General features: G+C 42.8%; 21 protein-coding genes. 2 read left to right on the top strand and 19 right to left on the bottom strand.

The window, feature by feature from the left end; all coding sequences use genetic code 11:
- Nucleotides 1-201: 201 nt before the first annotated feature.
- The 8 genes from LU276_RS01825 to LU276_RS01790 all read right to left on the bottom strand — a co-directional run bounded on the left by LU276_RS01825 (nt 202) and on the right by LU276_RS01790 (nt 9244).
- Nucleotides 202-2232 carry a TonB-dependent receptor domain-containing protein gene (locus LU276_RS01825; RefSeq protein WP_284673987.1) on the bottom strand — a complete coding sequence of 677 codons (2031 nt, stop codon included), beginning with the start codon at nt 2230-2232 and terminating at the stop codon, nt 202-204.
- A gap of 292 nt (nt 2233-2524) precedes the next feature.
- Nucleotides 2525-2746, bottom strand: a complete 222-nt coding sequence (locus LU276_RS01820) for a CsbD family protein (RefSeq protein ID WP_284673986.1) — start codon at nt 2744-2746, stop codon at nt 2525-2527.
- Between the two features lie 209 nt (nt 2747-2955).
- Nucleotides 2956-3213 carry a YfhL family 4Fe-4S dicluster ferredoxin gene (locus LU276_RS01815; RefSeq protein ID WP_284673985.1) on the bottom strand — a complete coding sequence of 86 codons (258 nt, stop codon included), beginning with the start codon at nt 3211-3213 and terminating at the stop codon, nt 2956-2958.
- Between the two features lie 21 nt (nt 3214-3234).
- Nucleotides 3235-3555: a DUF4298 domain-containing protein gene (locus tag LU276_RS01810; RefSeq protein ID WP_284673984.1), complete on the bottom strand. Its 321-nt coding sequence runs from the start codon at nt 3553-3555 to the stop codon at nt 3235-3237.
- A 230-nt stretch (nt 3556-3785) separates the two neighbouring features.
- On the bottom strand, nt 3786-5228 hold the full coding sequence (gene trhP / locus LU276_RS01805; RefSeq protein WP_418001273.1) for a prephenate-dependent tRNA uridine(34) hydroxylase TrhP: 1443 nt from the start codon (nt 5226-5228) through the stop codon (nt 3786-3788).
- A 223-nt stretch (nt 5229-5451) separates the two neighbouring features.
- A complete protein-coding gene (gene groL, locus LU276_RS01800; protein WP_284673983.1) occupies nt 5452-7083 on the bottom strand; it encodes a chaperonin GroEL in 1632 nt (543 codons plus the stop codon).
- Between the two features lie 141 nt (nt 7084-7224).
- The gene (locus tag LU276_RS01795) at nt 7225-7527 is read right to left on the bottom strand and encodes a co-chaperone GroES (protein ID WP_284673982.1); all 303 of its coding nucleotides are present in this window, start codon (nt 7525-7527) and stop codon (nt 7225-7227) included.
- A 265-nt stretch (nt 7528-7792) separates the two neighbouring features.
- Entirely contained in the window at nt 7793-9244 is a 1452-nt protein-coding gene (locus tag LU276_RS01790) for an alpha/beta fold hydrolase (protein WP_284673981.1), read from the bottom strand.
- 354 nt (nt 9245-9598) lie between these two features.
- On the opposite strand from LU276_RS01790, the gene LU276_RS01785 reads away from it, so the two are divergent.
- The gene (locus tag LU276_RS01785; protein ID WP_373627935.1) at nt 9599-10243 is read left to right on the top strand and encodes a DUF3108 domain-containing protein; all 645 of its coding nucleotides are present in this window, start codon (nt 9599-9601) and stop codon (nt 10241-10243) included.
- A 145-nt stretch (nt 10244-10388) separates the two neighbouring features.
- Here LU276_RS01785 and LU276_RS01780 read toward each other — a convergent pair whose 3' ends face one another.
- Together LU276_RS01780 and wrbA are read right to left on the bottom strand one after the other, a co-directional pair.
- Nucleotides 10389-10805, bottom strand: a complete 417-nt coding sequence (locus tag LU276_RS01780) for a hypothetical protein (RefSeq protein ID WP_284673979.1) — start codon at nt 10803-10805, stop codon at nt 10389-10391.
- 77 nt (nt 10806-10882) lie between these two features.
- The gene (wrbA, locus tag LU276_RS01775) at nt 10883-11479 is read right to left on the bottom strand and encodes an NAD(P)H:quinone oxidoreductase (protein WP_284673978.1); all 597 of its coding nucleotides are present in this window, start codon (nt 11477-11479) and stop codon (nt 10883-10885) included.
- Between the two features lie 295 nt (nt 11480-11774).
- On the opposite strand from wrbA, the gene LU276_RS01770 reads away from it, so the two are divergent.
- Nucleotides 11775-13274 (top strand): YihY family inner membrane protein, encoded by a 1500-nt coding sequence (locus LU276_RS01770; RefSeq protein WP_284673977.1) that lies wholly within the window; start codon nt 11775-11777, stop codon nt 13272-13274.
- 84 nt (nt 13275-13358) lie between these two features.
- On the opposite strand, the gene LU276_RS01765 is transcribed toward LU276_RS01770, so the two are convergent.
- From LU276_RS01765 to acpP, 9 genes are all read right to left on the bottom strand, one after another.
- Nucleotides 13359-14522: a dihydroorotase gene (locus LU276_RS01765; RefSeq protein ID WP_284673976.1), complete on the bottom strand. Its 1164-nt coding sequence runs from the start codon at nt 14520-14522 to the stop codon at nt 13359-13361.
- Nucleotides 14523-14609: 87 nt separating this feature from the next.
- Nucleotides 14610-15626, bottom strand: coding sequence for an aspartate carbamoyltransferase catalytic subunit (locus LU276_RS01760; protein ID WP_284673975.1), 1017 nt, complete (start codon nt 15624-15626; stop codon nt 14610-14612).
- 162 nt (nt 15627-15788) lie between these two features.
- On the bottom strand, nt 15789-16652 hold the full coding sequence (locus tag LU276_RS01755; protein WP_284673974.1) for a hypothetical protein: 864 nt from the start codon (nt 16650-16652) through the stop codon (nt 15789-15791).
- A complete protein-coding gene (locus LU276_RS01750) occupies nt 16649-17917 on the bottom strand; it encodes a hypothetical protein (protein WP_284673973.1) in 1269 nt (422 codons plus the stop codon). Before LU276_RS01750 ends, LU276_RS01755 begins: the two co-directional genes overlap by 4 nt.
- A 26-nt stretch (nt 17918-17943) precedes the next feature.
- Complete coding sequence (locus LU276_RS01745; protein ID WP_284673972.1) at nt 17944-18447, bottom strand: hypothetical protein; 504 nt, start codon at nt 18445-18447, stop codon at nt 17944-17946.
- Nucleotides 18448-18668: 221 nt separating this feature from the next.
- Entirely contained in the window at nt 18669-19124 is a 456-nt protein-coding gene (locus LU276_RS01740) for a hypothetical protein (protein WP_284673971.1), read from the bottom strand.
- Nucleotides 19125-19151: 27 nt separating this feature from the next.
- The gene (locus LU276_RS01735) at nt 19152-19721 is read right to left on the bottom strand and encodes a COG1470 family protein (RefSeq protein ID WP_284673970.1); all 570 of its coding nucleotides are present in this window, start codon (nt 19719-19721) and stop codon (nt 19152-19154) included.
- 162 nt (nt 19722-19883) lie between these two features.
- On the bottom strand, nt 19884-20462 hold the full coding sequence (locus tag LU276_RS01730) for a hypothetical protein (protein ID WP_284673969.1): 579 nt from the start codon (nt 20460-20462) through the stop codon (nt 19884-19886).
- 477 nt (nt 20463-20939) lie between these two features.
- A complete protein-coding gene (gene acpP, locus LU276_RS01725) occupies nt 20940-21173 on the bottom strand; it encodes an acyl carrier protein (protein WP_284673968.1) in 234 nt (77 codons plus the stop codon).
- Nucleotides 21174-21217: the final 44 nt, after the last annotated feature.

The following is a 21217-nucleotide window of genomic DNA, read 5'->3' as shown; positions in this document are numbered from 1 at the left end:
CTCTATCTTAGCCTAACTTAATCCCAAATCCGCCTTAGACCACACCATCTTTATTACCGCCTCTGGCAGGTATGAGTTTTTAATCGCCCAAAAATCGTAGATAGGTTTTGACCGGTCTATATTTTTTATCAAAGTATAAAATAAAAAACCACCCTGTTAATAACAGGGTGGGTGGAGAAAAAACCTAAAAAACTATTCAGATTAGTAAGTGAAGTTCACGCCAATACGGTATTCACGACCTACAGCAGGAAGTGCCACACCAGAACTAGAAATATGCGAAGTGTAATATTCATCAGTGATATTATTAACCGACATATTAACATTGACTTTGTCGTTGCCTAAAGGTTTCCAGTTGGCGAACACATCTGTGGTATTGTAGCCAGGACGCAGTTTCTTAGGGTCGTGATTTTTTCTTGGGTCAGTACTAACAACTTTACCTGTCCAAGCTGAATCACCAATAACATCATCAGCACGGCGATGACGCACGCCTACCTCTAGGTTCGGTTGGGCGAAACGATAAGATAAAGCTGCCGTCCAAGTACGACCGAGTCGTGATGCATATTCACGGTTGCTAAAGTTTTGCGAACTGTAGAATTCAGGCTTACTGTCCGATATACCCACACGAGCGGTTAGACCTTGCCATTTATAGCCAGCATTTAACTCATAACCTTTGTTTTTGGCATAGCCAACATTTTTCATTTCATCAATACTTGTGCCATTCTCATGCTTGCTACCATTACTTGCACTTTTTAGCAGGTTATTGATACTCTGCCAGTAATAGCTACCATTAACAAAAGCATTGCCTTGATTGAAGTTGAAACCAATCTCAGTGTTTTGAGCTTTTTCTGCTTTTAGACTGTCGGTTACTTTAACCACAGCACGATATCCGTGAGCTGTCAAAGCATCATACAATCTTGGGCTACGAGTGGCATAACTGTGGTTGGCACTAAAGCTAAGACTTGGCGTTGCCTGATAAATTAAACCAACACTTGGATTTAAATTATCGCCTTTAACACGCCCACCTGTCATATCTTTGATATCAAAATGATCATAACGAAGCCCTGCTGTAGCGGTCAACTTACCAATATCAGCAATTGCTTCTACATACACGCCCGTATCTGTTTTTTCTTGATTGACGATGCCAGCTTTGTAGCGGTTTGGCGTGATTTCTTGTTGGCGGTAGTTTACACCATATTTTAGCAGAACATCATCATTGACCTGGCTATCAAGATTAATGTTCAAACCTTTAGTGTCAATCCTAGACTTGCTTGAACCCGCTAACTTTCCTGCGTAGCCTGCCTTACTATCGTCTGTAGTGTAGCGAGAATTGACGATGTGATACACATTGGCATCTACCCCACTAACCACGCCCAAATTCTTGGCATTCCATTGCAAGTTGGTATTCTCGGTCTTCACTTTACGATATTGAGGATCTTGCGACTCTGTATTAAAGTTGATGAATTCCTCACGAATTGGACGAACACCTTTGTTTTCTTGACTTAGATGACTAAGTTCAAAACGATGATTACCAAAATTTGCTCCGACTTTTGCCAAATAGCTAGTCTTATCTAGGGCAGTAAAGGCAATTTTCTTATCTTTGCCTGCTGTATAGTCATCTTGGTCAACTTTGTTTGCACTTAATAGAAAATCAACATTGTCCAACTTACCATAAGCAGCCGCATTATAAGAATGTTCATCATTAGAGCTATAGCCCGCTCCTACTCTAAAGCCGATATTTTGACCATTTTTTAATAGGTCATCAGCACTCAAAGTCTTAGCAATAATCGCTCCATTGGTGCCACCGATGCCAGCTGATGCTGAACCAGCACCTTTTTGAACGCTGACAATTTTCACCATTGATGGGTCAAGCATATGACGACTTTGGTGATAAAGGATTTGGCTGTCGGTATAAGCACCGTCAATCTTAACATCTACCGAGTTTTGACCCATGCCACGAATAGCGATGTATTGAGAGGTACCATTACCACCACCAAAATCAATGGCAGGCTCTTCTTTTAGCAAGCCACGCAAGTCTGTTTCAGTAGATTTATCTTTTTCTTGCAAGGTTACAACATTTGTTTTAACCTTAGCACCTTGACGGTCCAGCGTTGCATGAATGGTGTCCAATACAACTGACGACTCATCTTGAGAGACTTGAGCAACAGCAGACTGTGTGCCAAGTGCACTTAATATAGCCACAGCAAGTGGCAGACGCTTAAGAGTCTTGTTCATATCATACCTTATGATGTCTAAAAACAATAAAGTGCCAAAATTCTAAATACATTACAAAATTTTAGCGTTTGGTAAGTAAGTATTAACAATTATACATAACTAAAAATAAATTTGCAAATAAAAATTGCTATCATTTATGTTTTTATAACAAAAAAATATCGGCAATATTTTTGGGTAAATCATCACTTAAGCACAAAAAAACAAAACCCCATCTGTAGATACAGCTGAGGTTTTGATTGATTTATCTGATGACTGCTTAGTATACAAAACCAAGCAAGACTGTTAAGACACATCAAGGCGTTGTCTTGTCATCATTATCAAGCTTATCAAGCCATTCATTGACTTCTTGAGCGATGGCATCTTTTGCCTTGCCATAACGCTCTTGAAGCACACCAATAAGACTGTCTGTCTTGCCGTCCAACTTGACAACTTCATCATCAGTCAGCTCGCCCCATTGTTGCTTGATTTCGCCTTTTAGCTGCTGCCATTTGCCTTGTAGTCTGTCATTGCTCATCACATTCTCCTAAGATTATTTATTAAAAGTTTTTGCCCTTTATCAAATCAGTGCTTAATACATTCTTGATTAAAATACAAAACGGCATTGGTGTTGATATTTAACTGTATCATCAGTGTGCGACATTTGTCAATACAAGAGTTCTATTAGAGTTTTTTTGGGACAATGACCACACTGCAGTTCGTCAGACTTAAATCAACCAAGCCAAACTACTTTCCCCAAATTCGCTTATATTTTGCCATCAGCTCGTCTGTGGTTTCCAAGCGAGCATCATCTTTGATGATACAGTCAATCGGGCAGACCTTATCACAGGTCGGCTCTTCATAAAAGCCTACGCATTCGGTGCATAAGTCTGGGTTGATGACATAGGTTTTTTGCCCTTTTTGGTCATAAAAAATGGCTTCGTTAGGGCATTCTGGCTCACAAATGTCGCAATTGATGCAATCGGTGGTGATTTTTAGTGCCATTAAAATAGCTTATCGGTTGCCTTAATCATCTTTTTTATCAAGGTGCTTCACAGCAAAGCGTAAATTATCCCACAATAGATCTTGTTGATCATTAAAGGCATTCCATAATGTATCTTCACTCATCACACTGTATTCGCCATCTGTTGTCAGATCAAAGTTTTCGCCGTTTTCAATGGCTTCATAAATCTCACGCCATTGCCCATCAAAATAAAAATCTTCTAACTGACTCATCAGTTCGGCACTTTTTGCCAAGTCTTGTTTGGCGGTCTGTAGTCTTTCAAAGACAGTCAGCCACTCTTTATAGATGGCTTGGATTTCGTTAATTCGGTTTTGGGTGGTCATCGGTTGTTCCTAAGTTTTTGATTTTGGGTCATTATAGCATATCATTCACCACCCACCAAATCTAAAGCCTACTTGATGATATAAAAATTGGCAAGATATAAAAGGACGACTTAAGATCATCTTTTAAGTATGGGGTGATTTCATGTGTTGGTGAGTTCATAATTTTTCTTGATTGGCATATTGTTCTTTCATAAAAAACGCCATAATAAAAAATCATGGCGTTGTTGTTTTTAAGTAAAAACCGGCTCATCTACTGTTTTCATCACAAGGGCAAATTGCAACACATCAAAACCCAACTCAGTAAAAGGATTATCAATTTGGCATATCCAGCCAGAACCTAAGGCGGCATCTATTTCATTGCCTTTTTTATCCCATAGTTTATCAAGGCGATAAACGATATTGCCTTGCGGAGTCATAATCTCAATCTCATCTCCCACGCTGAGTTTATTTTTGACGGTCAAAGTTAGTTTATCGTCTGTAACATCAAGCACTTCTGCTACAAATTGTTGGTGGTCTGTTTTTGATGAGCCGTATTCATAATTTTGATAGTCAGAATGCACATGCCGTCTTAAAAAGCCTTCAGTGTAACCCCTATTTGCTAGCCCATCTAAGGCAGTGATTAAACTGGTATCAAATGGTTTGCCGGCAATGGCATCATCAATGGCACGGCGGTAGACTTGTGCGGTACGAGCCACATAATAATGTGATTTGGTACGCCCTTCAATTTTTAATGAATGCACGCCCATTTGTGTTAATTCTGGCACAAGCTCCACCGCACGCAAATCTTTAGAGTTCATGATATAGGTACCATGCTCATCTTCATACATCGCCATCAATTCGCCTTTGCGACCCTGCTCTTCCAATAATACCACTTCATCAGACGGTTTCTCCACATACTCATCGCCCATGACCACATCGCTATTTAAATTCACATTAGCAATGCTGTTTTCGCTTTGGTTAGGGATAAATACTTCGGCATTAGAGATGGCATTTTGTTTACTGTCTTGCATGACAGGCACAATGTCGCCTGTTTCATTTTCGGTTGCCTTATAAGTGTTATAAGACCAACGACACGCATTGGTGCAAGTGCCTTGATTGGCATCTCGTTTATTGATATATCCTGACAACAAACAGCGTCCAGAATATGCCATGCATAACGCCCCATGAACAAACACCTCAATCTCCATGTCAGGAACCTCAAAGATGATTTGTTCAATTTCTTTCAAGGATAATTCACGGCTAACAATCACACGGCTCACGCCCATTTGTTTCCAGAACTTGACCGTCGCCCAGTTTACGGCGTTGGCTTGTACTGACAGATGAATGTCTTGATGGGGAAAATGCTCACGCACCATCATAATCATGCCTGCGTCCGACATGATCAGTGCATCAGGATTCATCTCAATAACAGGGCGAATGTCCTCAATGAAAGTTTTTAATTTGGCATTGTGGGCTTGAATATTCACCACCACATAAAACTTTTTACCCAAAGAGTGGGCATAGTCAATGCCTTTTTTTAGATTGTCTTCATCAAAGTCGTTATTGCGTACTCGCAAAGAATAGCGTGCCTGCCCTGCATATACCGCATCTGCTCCATAAGCAAAAGCGTACTGCATATTTTTAAAGGTGCCGGCAGGGCATAGAAGTTCAGGTTTGCGATTCAGTTGGCTCATAGGTTTGGCTATTTTGTGTTATTGATTTTGCTTTATTATAGCAAATTTTAACAACAAAAATCATAGTAAATTTGTAGGATTTAACCATTGTTTTATTAAAATCCAAAGACAATAACAACTCTTAAAAAACCGAATGCCAACACGCCTTTTATAATCATGATAATCAATCTAAAAAACCTCCCAAGCTCACGCTTGGAAGGTTTTATTGAATGACTGGCAAGGATTACATCATACCGCCCATGCCACCCATACCGCCACCCATTGGCATGGCTGGCTCTTCTTTTGGTAGCTCAGTAATCATCACTTCGGTGGTTAGCATCAGACCTGCCACAGATGCGGCATGTTCTAGGGCTGAGCGAGTTACCTTAGCAGGGTCAAGAATACCCATCTCTAGCATATCGCCATAGCTACCAGTCGCTGCATTGTAGCCGTAGTTGCCAGAGCCATTTTTCACTTCATTCACAACCACAGAAGCCTCTTCGCCTGCGTTGGTTACGATTTGGCGAAGCGGTGCTTCCATTGCGCGTCTTAGAATGTTAATGCCTGCGTTTTGGTCGTCATTGTCGCCTTTTAGGTCAGCCAATGCCGTCAATGCACGCACCAACGCCACACCGCCACCAGGTACAATGCCCTCTTCCACAGCTGCACGGGTGGCGTGCAAGGCATCATCAACACGGTCTTTTTTCTCTTTCATCTCGGTTTCGGTGGCTGCACCAACTTTAATCACAGCAACACCGCCAGAGAGCTTAGCAACACGCTCTTGTAGCTTCTCTTTGTCATAATCAGAAGTAGACTCTTCAATTTGGCGTTTGATGGCATCTACACGGCTGTCAATTTGAGTTTTGTCGCCTGCACCATCAACAATCACTGTATTTTCTTTGCCCACAGTGATTTTTTTGGCTGTACCCAAATGCTCAAGCGTTGCTGTTTCTAGACTTAAGCCAACTTCTTCTGAAATCACAACACCGCCAGTCAAGATAGCAATGTCTTGTAGCATGGCTTTGCGACGATCGCCAAAACCAGGAGCTTTTACTGCACAAGCTTTAAGACCGCCACGCAAGTTATTCACCACAAGCGTTGCTAACGCTTCATTTTCCACATCTTCGGCGATGATCAGTAGCGGACGGCTAGTTTGCATGACTTGTTCTAATAGTGGCACAATCTCACGGATATTAGAAATCTTTTTATCCACCAGTAGGATAAATGGGTTGTCAAATTCGCAAGTTAGACTGTCTTGCTTATTAGCAAAATATGGGCTGATATAACCACGGTCAAACTGCATACCCTCAACCACTTCTAAGGTATCTTCAAAGCCTGAACCCTCTTCTACAGTAATCACGCCTTGTTTGCCGACAGTTTTCATGGCTTCTGAGATAAGCTCGCCAATTTTACTATCAGAGTTGGCTGAAATTGAGCCAACTTGAGCAATCGCCTTAAAATCATCTGCAGGGGTAGATAAAGCATGGATTTGCTCAACGGCAACACGAGTTGCCTTGTCAATACCACGCTTTAGATCCATTGGGTTCATACCGGCAGCGACAGTTTTCATGCCTTCAGTTAAGATGGCTTGAGCAAGTACGGTTGCAGTGGTTGTACCATCACCTGCCACATCGTTGGTTTTTGATGCTACTTCACGCACCAACTGAGCACCCATGTTTTCAAACTTATCTTCAAGCTCAATCTCTTTAGCAACGCTTACGCCATCTTTGGTGATGGTTGGCGTGCCAAAAGACTTGTCAATCACGACATTGCGACCTTTAGGACCTAAGGTTACTTTGACGGCATTTGCTAGGATATTTACGCCATCAATCATTTTTTCACGGGCAGATACACCAAATTTTACATCTTTTGCCATTTTTAATACTCTCTTAAATTATTGAAATGCGATTGTTTACAATTTAAACTAAAAAACCATTAAGCTACCAAATCGCTTTTAATCAGCTTGGAAAAATCACGGTTTTTTACTGTGTGGACAGCTTAAGTGGCGGAAAATCAATTATTCCAACACACCCAACACATCAGATTCTTTCATGATTAGCAACTCTTCGCCATCAACTTTAACGACCTGACCTGCATATTGACCAAACAATACTTTGTCGCCCACTTTGACATCTAAAGGGCGCACACCATTTGAGAACAGTCCAGTATTCTCAACATGATAACCATTGCCCACAGCGATGACTTCGCCTTGTTGCGGTTTTTCTTGGGCAGAACCTGGAAGTAAAATACCGCCTGCAGTTTTTTGCTCTTCTTCGGTACGGCGGACGACGATGCGATCATATAAAGGACGGATTGACATAAGAATTTCTCCAGTTTTTTTGTTGATATAATAAAGATGACAAGGCAATATGGTCAGTGTCAGCTTTGCCTTGCGATACCATCAAAATGGATCGGTTAAAAAATGGTGTTATGCACAAAGTTTTTCAAGGGAAAATTTAAAAATTTTTTTAACCAAAGTCTTTTATACTGCACACTTTTTAAGAAATGCGGTGCTTTTGATGCAATCAACTTAATTATCGCAATCAATCAGCACCGCAACATTTGATTACCAAAGCGTTTTGGGCTTAGCACATCAAGAGCTTTTTGCCAAAGTCCATCTTAGGATTTAGTAGATAATCACTAACATGCTGATCCACGCAAGCATTCGCCCCAAATAGACTGGCTGTATGCCCATGCTTACCTAAAATCACAACGAGCGGATCGTCAAAGCGTTGTGCCATCGTCTTGGCATTGGCATACGGTGTCGCTAGGTCGTGTTCATAAGAGACGAATAGCAAGTTTGGCGTTTGGTCATTGACCAGATGCTCATCTTGGGCATCGGTTGCCTGCCATTGCCAATGATAGCAAGCATCTAGATATTCCTCATCACTTTTGGTCTCAAGATTATCAAAGGTGGCGACATCATCAAGCTGTTTGGCAAAGCCTAGATAGTCCTCCCTACTAAGCCTTGGGGCAGAGTCAGCACAGTTAATCAAACTTAAAGCATCTTCATTAAAGCCAATATTACCAAGCTCACTATACAAGGTCAGCGTCTTATAAGTATCTGTTTTATTTTCATTTAATTGTGCAAACATCGTGCGTAAATCCGCCCAGTTATCTCCATTATTTAGATTTTCAATAAACACACCAAGTAGGCTTGCAGCATCAATTGGGTTGTCTTTGGCGTCTTTTAGATTTTTATTTTCTATAGTTTTTAGGGCTTGAATAAAGCCTTGACTGCTTTTATCAGCAAAAGGACAATCCTCTTGGCAAGCCTCCATAAAATCCTCAAAAGTTGCCTGTGCCTGCTTATTGTGGTTAATCAAAATAGTCGTCAAAGATTCAGCGGTATCCACCACACCATCAGCAACGCCTGCTCTTAGGTGGGTTGGGTAGTATTTGGCATAATTGGCAACAAGTTTAGTGCCATAAGAATAACCAATCATCGACCAAGTCTCTTGTGCTAGCTTTTGACGAATGTTGTCCAAGTCTTTGATGACCTCTCTTGAACTGATGAACGGTAAAATATCCGTCCCCATCTCTGCAATACAGGCATCCAGATAGGTTTTGGCATCATCATCTTCTGTGGCTTGACCACAACTAATGACAGGACTGGCAGGAGCAATGCCTCTGGGAGTGTAGCCAATCAGATTAAAATTATCTTTGATACGCTGACCGTATTCATCATCAGCAATGAGTGTATCGCTCATGTCTAGGCTATGCCCTCCTGGTCCACCATTTAGGATTAACAAATCACCAATCGGATTGGGTGTTTGGCTAGGCAGGCGAGTCAGTGCAAGCTCAAAAGTTTTGCCATCAGGTTTATCATAATCTACAGGCACAACAACGGTTGCACATTGTAACTTGACAGATGGCGGTATCACAAACCACGACCAGTAACTGGGGCGATAGCAAGAATGCCAAGTAACATCGCCTTGTTGGACTTGTTTTGAGATTAAATATAAATAACCACAACCTAGAACAAATACCACACCCAACAACAAAAAACCCAAATATTTAAAAAAAGATTTAATCATCAACAAAATCACCACAAAAGACAAACAACAAAAATAGCTATATTATAACAAAATAATGACATGACGACAACATCATCATTTCATAAAAAATAATGAATAATATAACAACTCACTATCATTAGCATCACTGATTGCCATCGGCTTGAACTTTGATCGCTGTTCTCAACAAAAATATCACTAAGATAATCTACAAAATATTCACACATTTATCTTGAAATTGTAACAATTCTTGTCTATTATCATATGACACCATCATCACAGATTGTAAAAATTAAAAAGGAATCATTCATGAGTTTATTTACAAAATTAACAACAACAAGCAAAAACACCTATATCGCCATCTTAGGGCTAGGTATATCAATCAGCGGTGCTACGGCTTATGCAGCTGATTTGTCAGAATTTTCAGCGACTTATGCCATCAAAGCTCATGGCAAGAACGGCACCGCCACTCGCACACTCACCAAATCTGGCAATGGCTATCACTATAGCGTCAAAGGACTGGCTGCAGGCATTGCCACACTTAGCCAATCGGCAAAATTTAACCTGTCAGGTAATAAGATTGCCCCATCAAGCTCATCCATGTCGGTGAAATTTTTGGGCTTGGGAAATACGCACAATATTACCTTTAATAACAGCACAAAAACCGTCAATTCTACCTATAAAGGCAAAACCAGTACCTTTAAGATGGGTGAGCAAGCCTATGACGACCTAAGCCTAGAAGCCCAAATTCGCCACGAACTCATCAATGGTAGGTTTACAGGCTCTTATTCATTAGTCAAAAAGTCCGGCATAGAAACCACCAAATTCAAAAAATCTGGCACTTCAAAAATCACCGTCCCTGCTGGCACTTATGAAGTCGTTAGAATTGACCGTGTGCATGATGGTCGTGGTCGCACCACCAGTTTTTGGCTCGCCCCAAGCTTAAGCTACCTACCTGTTAAAGTCAGCCAAACAAGCGATGGCAAATCCATCTCAATGGAGCTAACCAAATTCAACTAAAACCCTACCAAGTCATGCACTCTGGCTAAACAAATAGCCAAACAAAAAAAATCAAAGCCCTTAAAGGCTTTGATTTTTTAGCTTTCATCAAGCAAGTATACTTAAGCCAATGGCATCAAAAACAGTACGCCTACAATCCATACACTCACTGCCGATGCATGGGTGGTAGACATCTTAATAACACAAACAAATAATACAAAACTCCACCAATCAGCACAAATTCCACCAGTCGCCCACCCCAAATCAATACAGAAGCAGACTCATAATAACCAATCAACACCAAAACACCTGATATCCCCAAATAGACAAGTAGTACCAAACTCACCACAATCAACGCATAAGGCGAGTTACCACGCAAGACATAGGGGGTAGAGAACAAAGCAGGTAGCAATATTAGCATCTGTATCAGCACACCACTCACCAATGACACACCTGTCGCCACCGCCACCAACACAGGATAGCCAATGATGGCAAAAACAAGCCAAGCCCACAAGCAGGCGATGAGCTTGATGTGGATAGGCTTGATGGGTTTGGTGGATTTTTGAGTTTTGTTGGTTTTCATGTCAAATAAGATGTCTGGTGAATGTGATTGGTTAATTGTCTGTAGAACAGATATATGACTGGCGTTAATTGGTGTTGTTAATCAATCAACTTTTGAGCAATACAAGCCAGTCGCTCGCCTTGATGAATCGCCAGCACTCGTTCATCTGCCGTCATGGCAAATTCGTGCGATGACCCAACCACGCTTGTCACCCCATAAGGCGTTCCACCACGAGTAGTACGACTCAGCTCTGCGTGTGCATAAGGCAAGCCCACCATCAGCATACCATGATGCAAAAGCGGTATCATCATGCTCAATAAAGTCGCCTCATTGCCTCCATGTAGCGTACCTGTACTACTAAAGACACACGCAGGCTTGCCCTGCAGACGACCTGATAACCACTGGGTTACCGTGTTATCCCAAAAGTACTTCATGCTAGCTGACATATTGCCAAAGTGAGTCGGACTACCCACCGCAAGCCCCATACAGCCTGACAGCTCATCTGCCGTACAGTACAAATCTCCATCATCAGGAATGCTAGGGTCAAGCTGTTCTGTGCGTGCTGAAACTTTTGGCACTCGGCGTGTCTTGACACTCACGCCTGCATTCATTATCCCCTCTGCAATGGCGTAGGCGAGTTCTTTTGTGCGGTTTTGATTGGTATCATATAGCACCAAAATATAATGTTCACTCATTATTCTCTCCATCAATTTTTGTCAGCTTACCTTGTCTGACCACCCTTCATTCAAGCAAAATCTTAGGCGATGAAACAACCAGACCACCATCAGACCATCAGGCTTTTTGCGTCATTCATTATAACGCAAAAAGCCTAAAAACCACACGCCAAATCAATCAGAATTTAACAATCATCACACCCAACACTAGCAAAAATTTACCACATCTTACAAAAAATACTTTAAAAATATCAGATATTTGTTACACTAATCAATCATAATTTTTTGTAACAGCAATGCGAACACGGAATGATTTATGACGAATTTTTTAAACAAACTGCCTTTTGCTCATCATGGCTGGTTCATGTACTTGCGTCTACTAATTCGGCATTTTAACGAAGACGACTGCCTTCAAAAAGCAGCTAGCCTAACCTACACAACACTGCTGTCGCTTGTGCCGATTTTAACCGTGATTTTGGTGGTGTTCTCTAGCATACCTGCCTTATCAGACATGAGAGAACAGCTACAGTCAATGATTTATAACAACCTTTTGCCATCATCAGGTGCACAAATTAGCGAGTATTTTAATAGCTTTGCTGAAAAATCAAGCAATCTGGGCGTTGTGGGTGTACTTGGCTTATTCATTACCACCATCATGACGCTCATCACCATAGAAACCGCCTTTAATCAAATCTGGCGTGTCAAAGAACGCACTGGCGGTACAGCAAGCATCATTCGCTACTGGACACTCATTACACTAGGTCCGATTGTGCTTGGTGTGGCATTTGGTGCTTCTAGTGCCATTCAAAGCGTGGATTTTTTAAATCGTCAAATTGCCGGTTATGGCATTAACTGGTCAATCTGGGCATACATCATCTCTGTGCTAATTACCACCGCAGGCTTTATTGGCATGTATTGGTTCATTCCAAAGGCTCAAGTTCCCCTAAAAAATGCCGCCATCGCAGGTGTCATCTCTGCGGCACTCTTTGAGATTTTACGCAGAGTATTTGGCACTGTGATGACCAATTTCACTAGCTATGAAGCGATTTATGGGGCATTTGCCGCTTTGCCGATTTTTCTACTTTGGATTTATCTTTCGTGGAACATTATCTTGCTTGGTGTGCAGATTAGCTATACATTGACCATCTTTGATACCAAAGAAGTGCCTACACGCCACCCACTCCTTAGCTTGCTTGATATGCTAAACCTAGCTTACAAACGCTACAAAGAAAGCAAAACCGTCAGCGAGCATGAATTGCGTGAAGTGCTAGGTCGCCGTGAGTTGCCAAAGTGGAGCTTATATCTTGAGCAGTTGGTTGACGCTGATCTAATCACCCACACCAAAAATGATGAATATGTCCTAAAAACAGACTTAAGTAGCATCAGTTTATGGCAATTTTATAAGACTCTACCCTATCCTTTACCCATCAAAGATGAACTAGATATGCTAAAGGCGGCGGATTACGACCCTTGGTTTGTTGAGATTTATAAAAACTTGACCAAAATTGAACGCACCGCTAAAGGCGAGCTAGATGTCAGACTGTCACATCTATTTGATAGCACTCCTTTGCGTCAAAAAGACAAAATCGTGCGCATTGTTGATGAAGATGCAGACACCAAGAGCGATGCAGACGGCTTTTCTAGCAGTACCCACCGTGAGATAGATAACGATGGCGACACCATGATTATCCCCAATGGCAAAGCATCATTCACCGAAAGTCGTCTGACCAAAGCTGTTCGGCTAATCAAAAAAGCCCGTCATTTCTTTGGTAAGGGTAAAAAAACCAAAGACGACATCAAGCAAGGGCTAAAATAGCAAACACCCCTGTTGTCAGTCTAAACAACCCAAACAAAAACCGCTCAACATCAGAGCGGTTTTTTAATGATGATGGCAACAACATCACACATCAAAGAAAGTCTGCACCACTTTTCCGGTCAGCTTTTGCCCCAAAAATGGCGTATTCTTACCTGCTGACAGCATGGTGTCTTTATTTACCGTCCAAGCATGGGCTGGGTCTACGAGTACCGCACCACCAACAGCTTGGTAGTCTTGAATGCCTGCAATCTTGGCAGGGTTGAGACAGATTTTATCCACCAGTTGCTCAGCGGTCAAAATACCGTCCGCCACCAGTTTGCACCCAAGCGAAACAAAGGTATCAAAATTACTAATACCTGGCATACTCTCAGCAAATGGGGCTTGCTTGGCACTGCTTGATAGTGGCTCATGATGAGAACAGATGGCATCAATCGTACCGTCTTGCAGTCCCTTGATGAGTGCCTGCTGATCGGTATTAGAGCGAAGTGGTGGCAGAACATAGGCGTGGGCATTATACCCTTCTATGTCGTCATCGGTCAGATGAAGCTGATGCATGGCGACATCACAGGTAATCGGCAAGCCCTTAGATTTTGCCCAACGAATCAGCTCTACCGAAGTACGGCAAGTAATCTGGCTAAAATGAGCTGTAAGCCCAGTCTCCTCCACCATCAAAAGTTGTTTTGATAGTGCGATGGTCTCAGCTAGCCACGGAATGCCTGCCAACCCATGAAACGAAGCGATATAGCCATCGTGTGCCACACCCCCAGTAGATAGGCTTGGCTCATCAGGATAAAAAAACACTTTCAAATCAAAAGTAGAAGCATACTCCAAAGTACGAAGCATGACCAAATCAGAATCAAATCCTTTGGCGGTATTGGTAACACCAATAGCACCGCCATGCTTTAGCCCTGACAGATTGGCTGGTTGCTTGCCATCTAGCCCTTGCGTCAATGCCCCCAAAATATGCAGATACACACCGCCATCTTGAAAGGCTTTTTCACGCAGACCCTTTAATAATGACCCACTTTCTAGCACAGGATTGGTATCAGGTGGTAATACGATATGCAAAATGCCGTTTTCTCTTGCCGCCCTACCCTCGCTTGCCAATGTGCCATGCGACTGATGACCTGGTTCACGCAGGCGTGCACACAAATCGACAATCGGTGGAATAAGCCATGCATTGCTAGTATCGGTATCTTTTAGAAGCTCAGTATTAAATTGCCAATCATTTGGGAGTAGGTTTTTCATTATCTTTATCCTAATCTTTATCCTAAAAAATTAAATGTCCTGCCTGCGAAACGCTCTATATAAATATGCCATCAGAGATAAAACCCCCTAAACACCCCTTAATGACTGCTGTCCATGCATCGCCATTGCCATCACCGCCATACGCACAGCGATGCCATTATTGACCTGCTTTAAAATCACAGATTGCTTACCATCAGCCACGCTTGACGCTATCTCAACACCACGATTCATCGGACCTGGATGCATGACAAGGGCATTTGGATTGGCAAGTTTGACACGATCCTCAGTGATGCCATATACCTTAAAATATTCTGAAGTTGATGGCAGTAACGGCGAGCCAATACGCTCGTTTTGGATACGAAGCCCAATGATGACATCAACACCCGCCAGACCTTCTTCCATATTATCAAAGACGCTTACGCCATACCGCTCAATGCCCTTTGGTAATAGCGTATGCGGAGCAACCACTCGAATGTCTTTTACCCCAAGTGTGGTCAGTGCCGAGATGTCCGAGCGTGCCACTCGGCTGTGCTTGATATCGCCAATGATGGCAACAGACAGCTCGTCAAACGATTTATTATGTTTTAGGCAGAATTCACGATGAATGGTCAGCATATCAAGCATGGCTTGGGTGGGGTGGGCGTGCCAGCCATCGCCTGCATTGATGATGGCAACATTTGGTGTAACCTCAGTCGCCATAAAGTGAGCCGCACCACTAGATGAATGACGCACCACGAACATATCAGCACTCATCGCCTCTAGGTTCCATAGTGTATCACGCAGGCTCTCGCCCTTGTTGGCACTTGATTTGGCAATGTCAAGATTAAGTACATTAGCGCCGAGTCTTTTTTGTGCTGCCTCAAATGTGGTGCGTGTGCGAGTAGAATTTTCAAAAAACAGATTCATGACTGTCTTACCGACCAACTCATCGGTATTAATCAGTCGTCCATGACCATCAAAATATCCCATCGCCTTATCAAGGATGCTTTCTAGCTGAAGGCGAGACAGCCCTTCCACACAGATAAAATGACAAATACAATCATCAGTCAGTTGTGGGCGAGCCAAAGATTGCTGTAGACGAGTGCAAATGTCAAGGTCCTTCATGGTGTCTCCTATTTAAATATGGTTTAGATACAGCAAGAATACAGTAAAAATTGATGCATTATACTACATTATACTGGTTCTGCCCATATTTGCCAAACAAAAAACACCCAACCTTTACCGACCGCTTAGCAACCATCATGATGAAGATGATTACTAAGTGATTTAATTACCACTATTATAGCCGATGTTTAATGTATGAACACCTGGCTTGGCAGTGTTTAGATCCACGCTCGCCTGCACCCCTACGGTGAGAAGACAATAAACCCAACCCTCTCCTCCTCTTGCCTTGGCATAAAAAAAGCCATTTCGTGCTCTGGATACAAAATCAACCGTCATGCTTACGCCGTTACCAACCTCAACCTGTTTGGTGGCAATTTTATGAGTAAAGAAGTCTATCTGTTGTGGCGGAATAACAGGGCTGGCAGGCTGACCATTGACCGTAAACCGATGAGCATTTTGGACCAGATAGTCTCTCATGGTTCCTCGATAATTACCATGATTAGGTCTTGATAATCCTTGACAACATTCGTTAAGAAAATCTCGGTTCCTACTCTTATCTCTAAGGGTGGCGTTTCTTGCAAAAGTAGCAAAATGAAACGCTTCTTGTAACGGATCACGCAAACTTTTCGCCTCTTTAAAGACATGGTTCTGTGAAAGCGGTGTGTCAGGAAAATCAGGACCGGTCACCTCCACAGAGCTTACGCTAAAGTCTGCCACTTTTGTGGTTCGCCCCACGCCGATTGCCTGACTATCTCCCCTGATGATCACATTCTCAGATACATTGATTTTTCTTTGCAGTGCTGCCAAATTGATATCACGAAAACAGCCATAGATTGTAACACCATTATGATTGCCAACTTCGGCATATCCGCTGATTACCCTGCCATTATCAATATCTGGATCACTATAGCAGTCCCCTGCATAAGCCTGCGACATCGTCAAAAAAGACAATACACCCCATATCATCGTTGATTTTTTTGGGGAAAATGTTGCAGGAAGTGTTAAAAAATCTGTTAGCTTGTTCATCGATATCTCGCTTCAGTTGATGCTGCGTCTAGCACCACGCCAAGAACATAGTCATCTACCACGACCACTTGCTTAGGGGTATGACCATCAGCACGAATGATATACTTACCCTTTGGCAGTCCATCTAATAAGAAATAGTCATTTTTATCGGTCTTAGTATGAGTCATGATTTTATCATCTTTCCATGCTTGCACCTGTTCGCCACCAACCGAAATGCGACCACGAATACCATAGGACTGGGTCATCTGCCACTGAATATGGGTAGGCAAGCGTGCATCTATCTTTGCCACCGCCTTATTTGGCAAGGCGTACTCAATCGGTATGTTGCGTCCGTCTAGCTCAATCTCATACACGCCTTTGGGTAGGTCTATCAGATAGGTGCTTTTTTTGTTGGTGCTAGACAGCAGATTGGCTGATGTCAGTTTGTTATTCACATTAAAGAACATCGGTTCATCAGGCGTTATTTTAAAATCTTCATAGTCATGCAACAAGGTAATCACCGCCTGCCCACCAGCATTGCCACTGGCGACATACCTGCCCAATTTTGGCAAGCTAGCAGGGGGTTTGTAGGCATTTAGGCCAATACGCAAGAACCATTCGCCTTCACTACGCTTAGTGTCGCTAAGATCCACCTTGCCGATGCGGTTCTCATAAGACCCACGCCAAGCATTACCGCCATGGCGATAGCTTGCACCGATATCAATGCCTTTTTTTGTGCGGTGTTGCCAATAAAACTGCAAAGCAACATTGTCTTTTTTGGTCAAGTTATGCCAAGACGCACCCACAGACAGCGATTGATGGTTAGATAGGCGGTGTTGCAAGCTACTTTCAATACCAAAGGCTCGCTTGTTGTCATGCGTGCTATTACCACTATGCCCTACATACACCCCTGACTGTAGCGTGGTTCTGTCTGTTAGGCGTAGCGATGATGACAAATGGTGTTTATGCGGATCAACGCTGTATTGATCATTGCTATTAAATCGGCTCTGTAGATGGCGATAGCTAGCATGATAACGCCAATAGTCATTATGCGACTGATACTGCAAGTCATGACTTAACCGATCGCTTAGATGAAAACGAGCATATGAACTGGTATTATCGCCATCTTGGGTAACTGATATGTGCGTGCGTTCATTGGGGGTGTAATACAGTCCTAGATGATGGCGGTCATCATAAGTGGAGCGAGCGTAGCGATAGTTCGCTCGCCACACTTCTTTCTCGTAGCGAGCATCTACATGAACATTACCATCACGATGATAGTCCACATCTATGTTGGTGTAGCGGTTCGGTGCTATGTTCGCCCCACCTGCCAGTCGTTATCTTGATTTTGCTGATGCTTTAGCCCTGCTCTTAGGCTAAGTTTATTATGCAAGCCATAAGCAAGGTGTGCGTAAGCGGTCTGTTCGCTATGCTCATCAAACACGCCCAGACGACCAACACCGGCTTGCACCAATGGCTCATTGGTCGCCACTGAGCCATAACGCTTGCCCAAAGACACACGCTCTACACGCATAGGCACAGCCGATAGCGGATTGTCAAATATCGCCACCTCAATCAGACTGTGGCGGTCAATGGCTGACATATCCAGATTTAAAAACTCATACCGACCATCAAGCAAACTTTGTACACGAGCCACCGTCCTGCCGTTGATACGAAGTTCTGCCAGACCGCCTGCCACACCCACACCTTTGATGTGCTGATAATCATGGCTAGGTGCGTCTATCAGCATACTGGTTTTGCCATCTACATGACCTGTTAGATGTTCTTGCGATATTGGCACTGCTAAAAGCCACATTCAGACCTGTGATGGTATTAAACACGGTATTGGTGCTACCAAGTCTGATGGCCGTCTTGGGCGTTGATGTTAGCCAGTAGGCATTATCAAGTTTGGTTTTTTCGTCATTGTCTTTACTGACTGATACGCCCCAAGTACCGCCCAGTGCATAACCAAAAGCATCTAGCTGATGATGATACGCACCTTATCATCGTTGTTCGTACGACCTGATAGCTGAGTGTTCATCTGCAAGCCCTGTAATCCTGCCACACTTGGCGTGTGCGAACAATGGGGCGTGGTTTTGGGGCGGGTTGTTTTTTGGGTAGGGTTGCTACCATCAGATGAATCTGTAAATCCGATGGCAGATACTCTGCCGTAATGCCTAGTAGCTTTAGTGAATCAAACGAAATATACGCCAAGCCATCATGATACACCAGCTCATCAAAAGCAATCTTCGCCTCTCCAAGCGGTGTCTTAAATAGCATACTCTCTTCTTGGTCGTCAGTGGTGATGTCAAGCACAGCCAAATCAGACACACTGACATAATAACGCTCATCATGCCACAGTGCATCAATACCACCTTTGTCTTGGTGGTTAATCTTTAGACCGACCAACTGTAGCTCGCCTGCCCATGCAGGCAATGCCACAGCCCCTGTCATCGCTACAATGATCGCCCCACGAAGTACTCTATTTATCATAGCCACGCCTCAACCCATCATCTGTCATCAGCGGTGCATGATACGAATGGGCAACTGATACTGCGAGCCGATTTTTACCACCACTGACGACTCTGTCTGCTCTACGATGGGGTTTTGGATTTTTTGATTGATGACCAATAGTCCATAATGGGTTGTTTTGGGCAGGTCAGCAGGTGGGCGAAACGACAGACGAATGGTCTGATAGCCCCCAGATGGCACCGTGAATGACTGCGGTGCGACCACAGTCCAACTTTGTATCTTAGCCCCATCTTCTATGACTGTCAGCTGTTCGTCAGCGTCTAGCAAAGACAGCTCTATCAGCTTAGGCTCTTCGCCATAGTTATAAAAAGTAACCGACTCATCAACTCTGCCGTGAGCCATCACGCTGATACTCGGTGGCGAGATGCCCAACTGGGGTGGTGGCATGTCTATCTCACGCCCATGTGCGTCTTTTTGTATCACGACCAATCTTGAACCCTGTGCGTCTCGCTCTACGGTAGTCTGCAAGCTAGCAGCGTGACTGGTCGTGCCAAGTGTCGCCACGATGGTGGTCATGATGGCGATATGGATGTACTTTATGCGTTGTATGGTATTCATAGCAGTTACTCATCTACTTCATCAACTGTGCCAACTCTCAACAATAGCATTGGCATTTTAACAAACTCTTTGAATAAAAAGCATCAAACACCGGTGTTTGATGCTTTTTATTTAAGTTAATCAGGATAGATTAGGATCGAGGTTATTGTCTAGCTTCCAGTTTCAAGAGAAAAGTCTGCCCATCTGATTTATGCAGCCCTGTTTTTTTACTTGTTCAAAATTTAAGTCAAAAGTAATATCACCTTTGGTGGGAGTCCATTTAGAGTCTACCAAATCAATTGAGGGTCCAGACCCCCCATTACCTTTAACCTTAACATTTTCAGTTTTAACTATAGAAGTTGGATCTGAATCGCTCTTATGTGTGTCATCTGAATTCCAAATGCTTAATTTGACGCCATTTTCTGATATACTGCGTACCGCCCACGCATCTTTTAGAGTAACCGAAATTTTGTTTTCACTTTTAGTATTAGGGGTACTGGTAGTAACTAGTTGGTCATCTGTTAGATCTGCACCATTTATTGAATCATTATCCTTAATTTCAATATCCGGTCTACCAAAATTACCAATGCCAGTGCCACAACCTATTGCCACATTTCGGATGGCAGAATGAAACTCAATACCTACAGTTTGCCAGTGATACAATACGAGCACATCAGGTAGCTCCACCTGCAAGTCCATAGAACCAGAGATAGAATTTACTTGAGCTGTTGCCACAGATACACTAGCACCCAATACCGCCATGGCGGTCGCAATTTTTTTAACATTTTAATGATCCATAATCCGATGAAAAAACGGCCCTGCGGTCAGCACGGCCTATAAAATATAAGTGGGTAGAATACACTAGGACAACCCATACGCTCTACCAGCCTATTATGTGCCATTATACGCATGGGGGGAATGAAATCTTTTTTTTGTAAATATTTATATATTCTTGTAATTTTATGACTGATTTGTTGCTAGTTTTATATTTTATGTATCAATGATGGGCTAAATGAATCAACAACCCAAAAAAGCAATAACCCCAAGACTAACTCATAAAAGACACCCATCAAGCAAGATTAACAACCAAACTAAAAGGACTAAGCCCTATTGATTAAGAAACTTAGTCCCCATTTTCGCCTTGAGTAAAACCACTGAAGAACACCCTAGCCCATCATCTATTATCTAAGATTTAGGGCATGGTTCAATCCAAGCAGTCTTTACCATGATGCTTGGCAATTATAGCTTAGCAGTTACATAGTCAATGGCTTTTTGTACGGTGGTCAATTCAGCAGAATCTTCATCAGGAATGGTAATACCAAAGTTGCTTTCAAATGCCATCACCAGTTCAACCAAATCTAGAGAGTCAGCACCCAAGTCATCCATAAATGATGCTTCATTGTTGATGTCAGCAACATTTAGACCAAGTTGCTCAGCCACTGCGTCTTTTACTTTAGCTTCGATATCGCTCATGAGAGTTTCCTTTTAATGAAATGGATAAACGCCAGTATCGACAC

Origin of the sequence: Moraxella haemolytica (genome assembly GCF_030177935.1) — a bacterium.
GTDB classification, from domain to species: domain Bacteria; phylum Pseudomonadota; class Gammaproteobacteria; order Pseudomonadales; family Moraxellaceae; genus Moraxella; species Moraxella haemolytica.
Note: the sequence above shows the minus strand (reverse complement) of the source record. Positions and strands in the feature narration are given on the sequence as shown.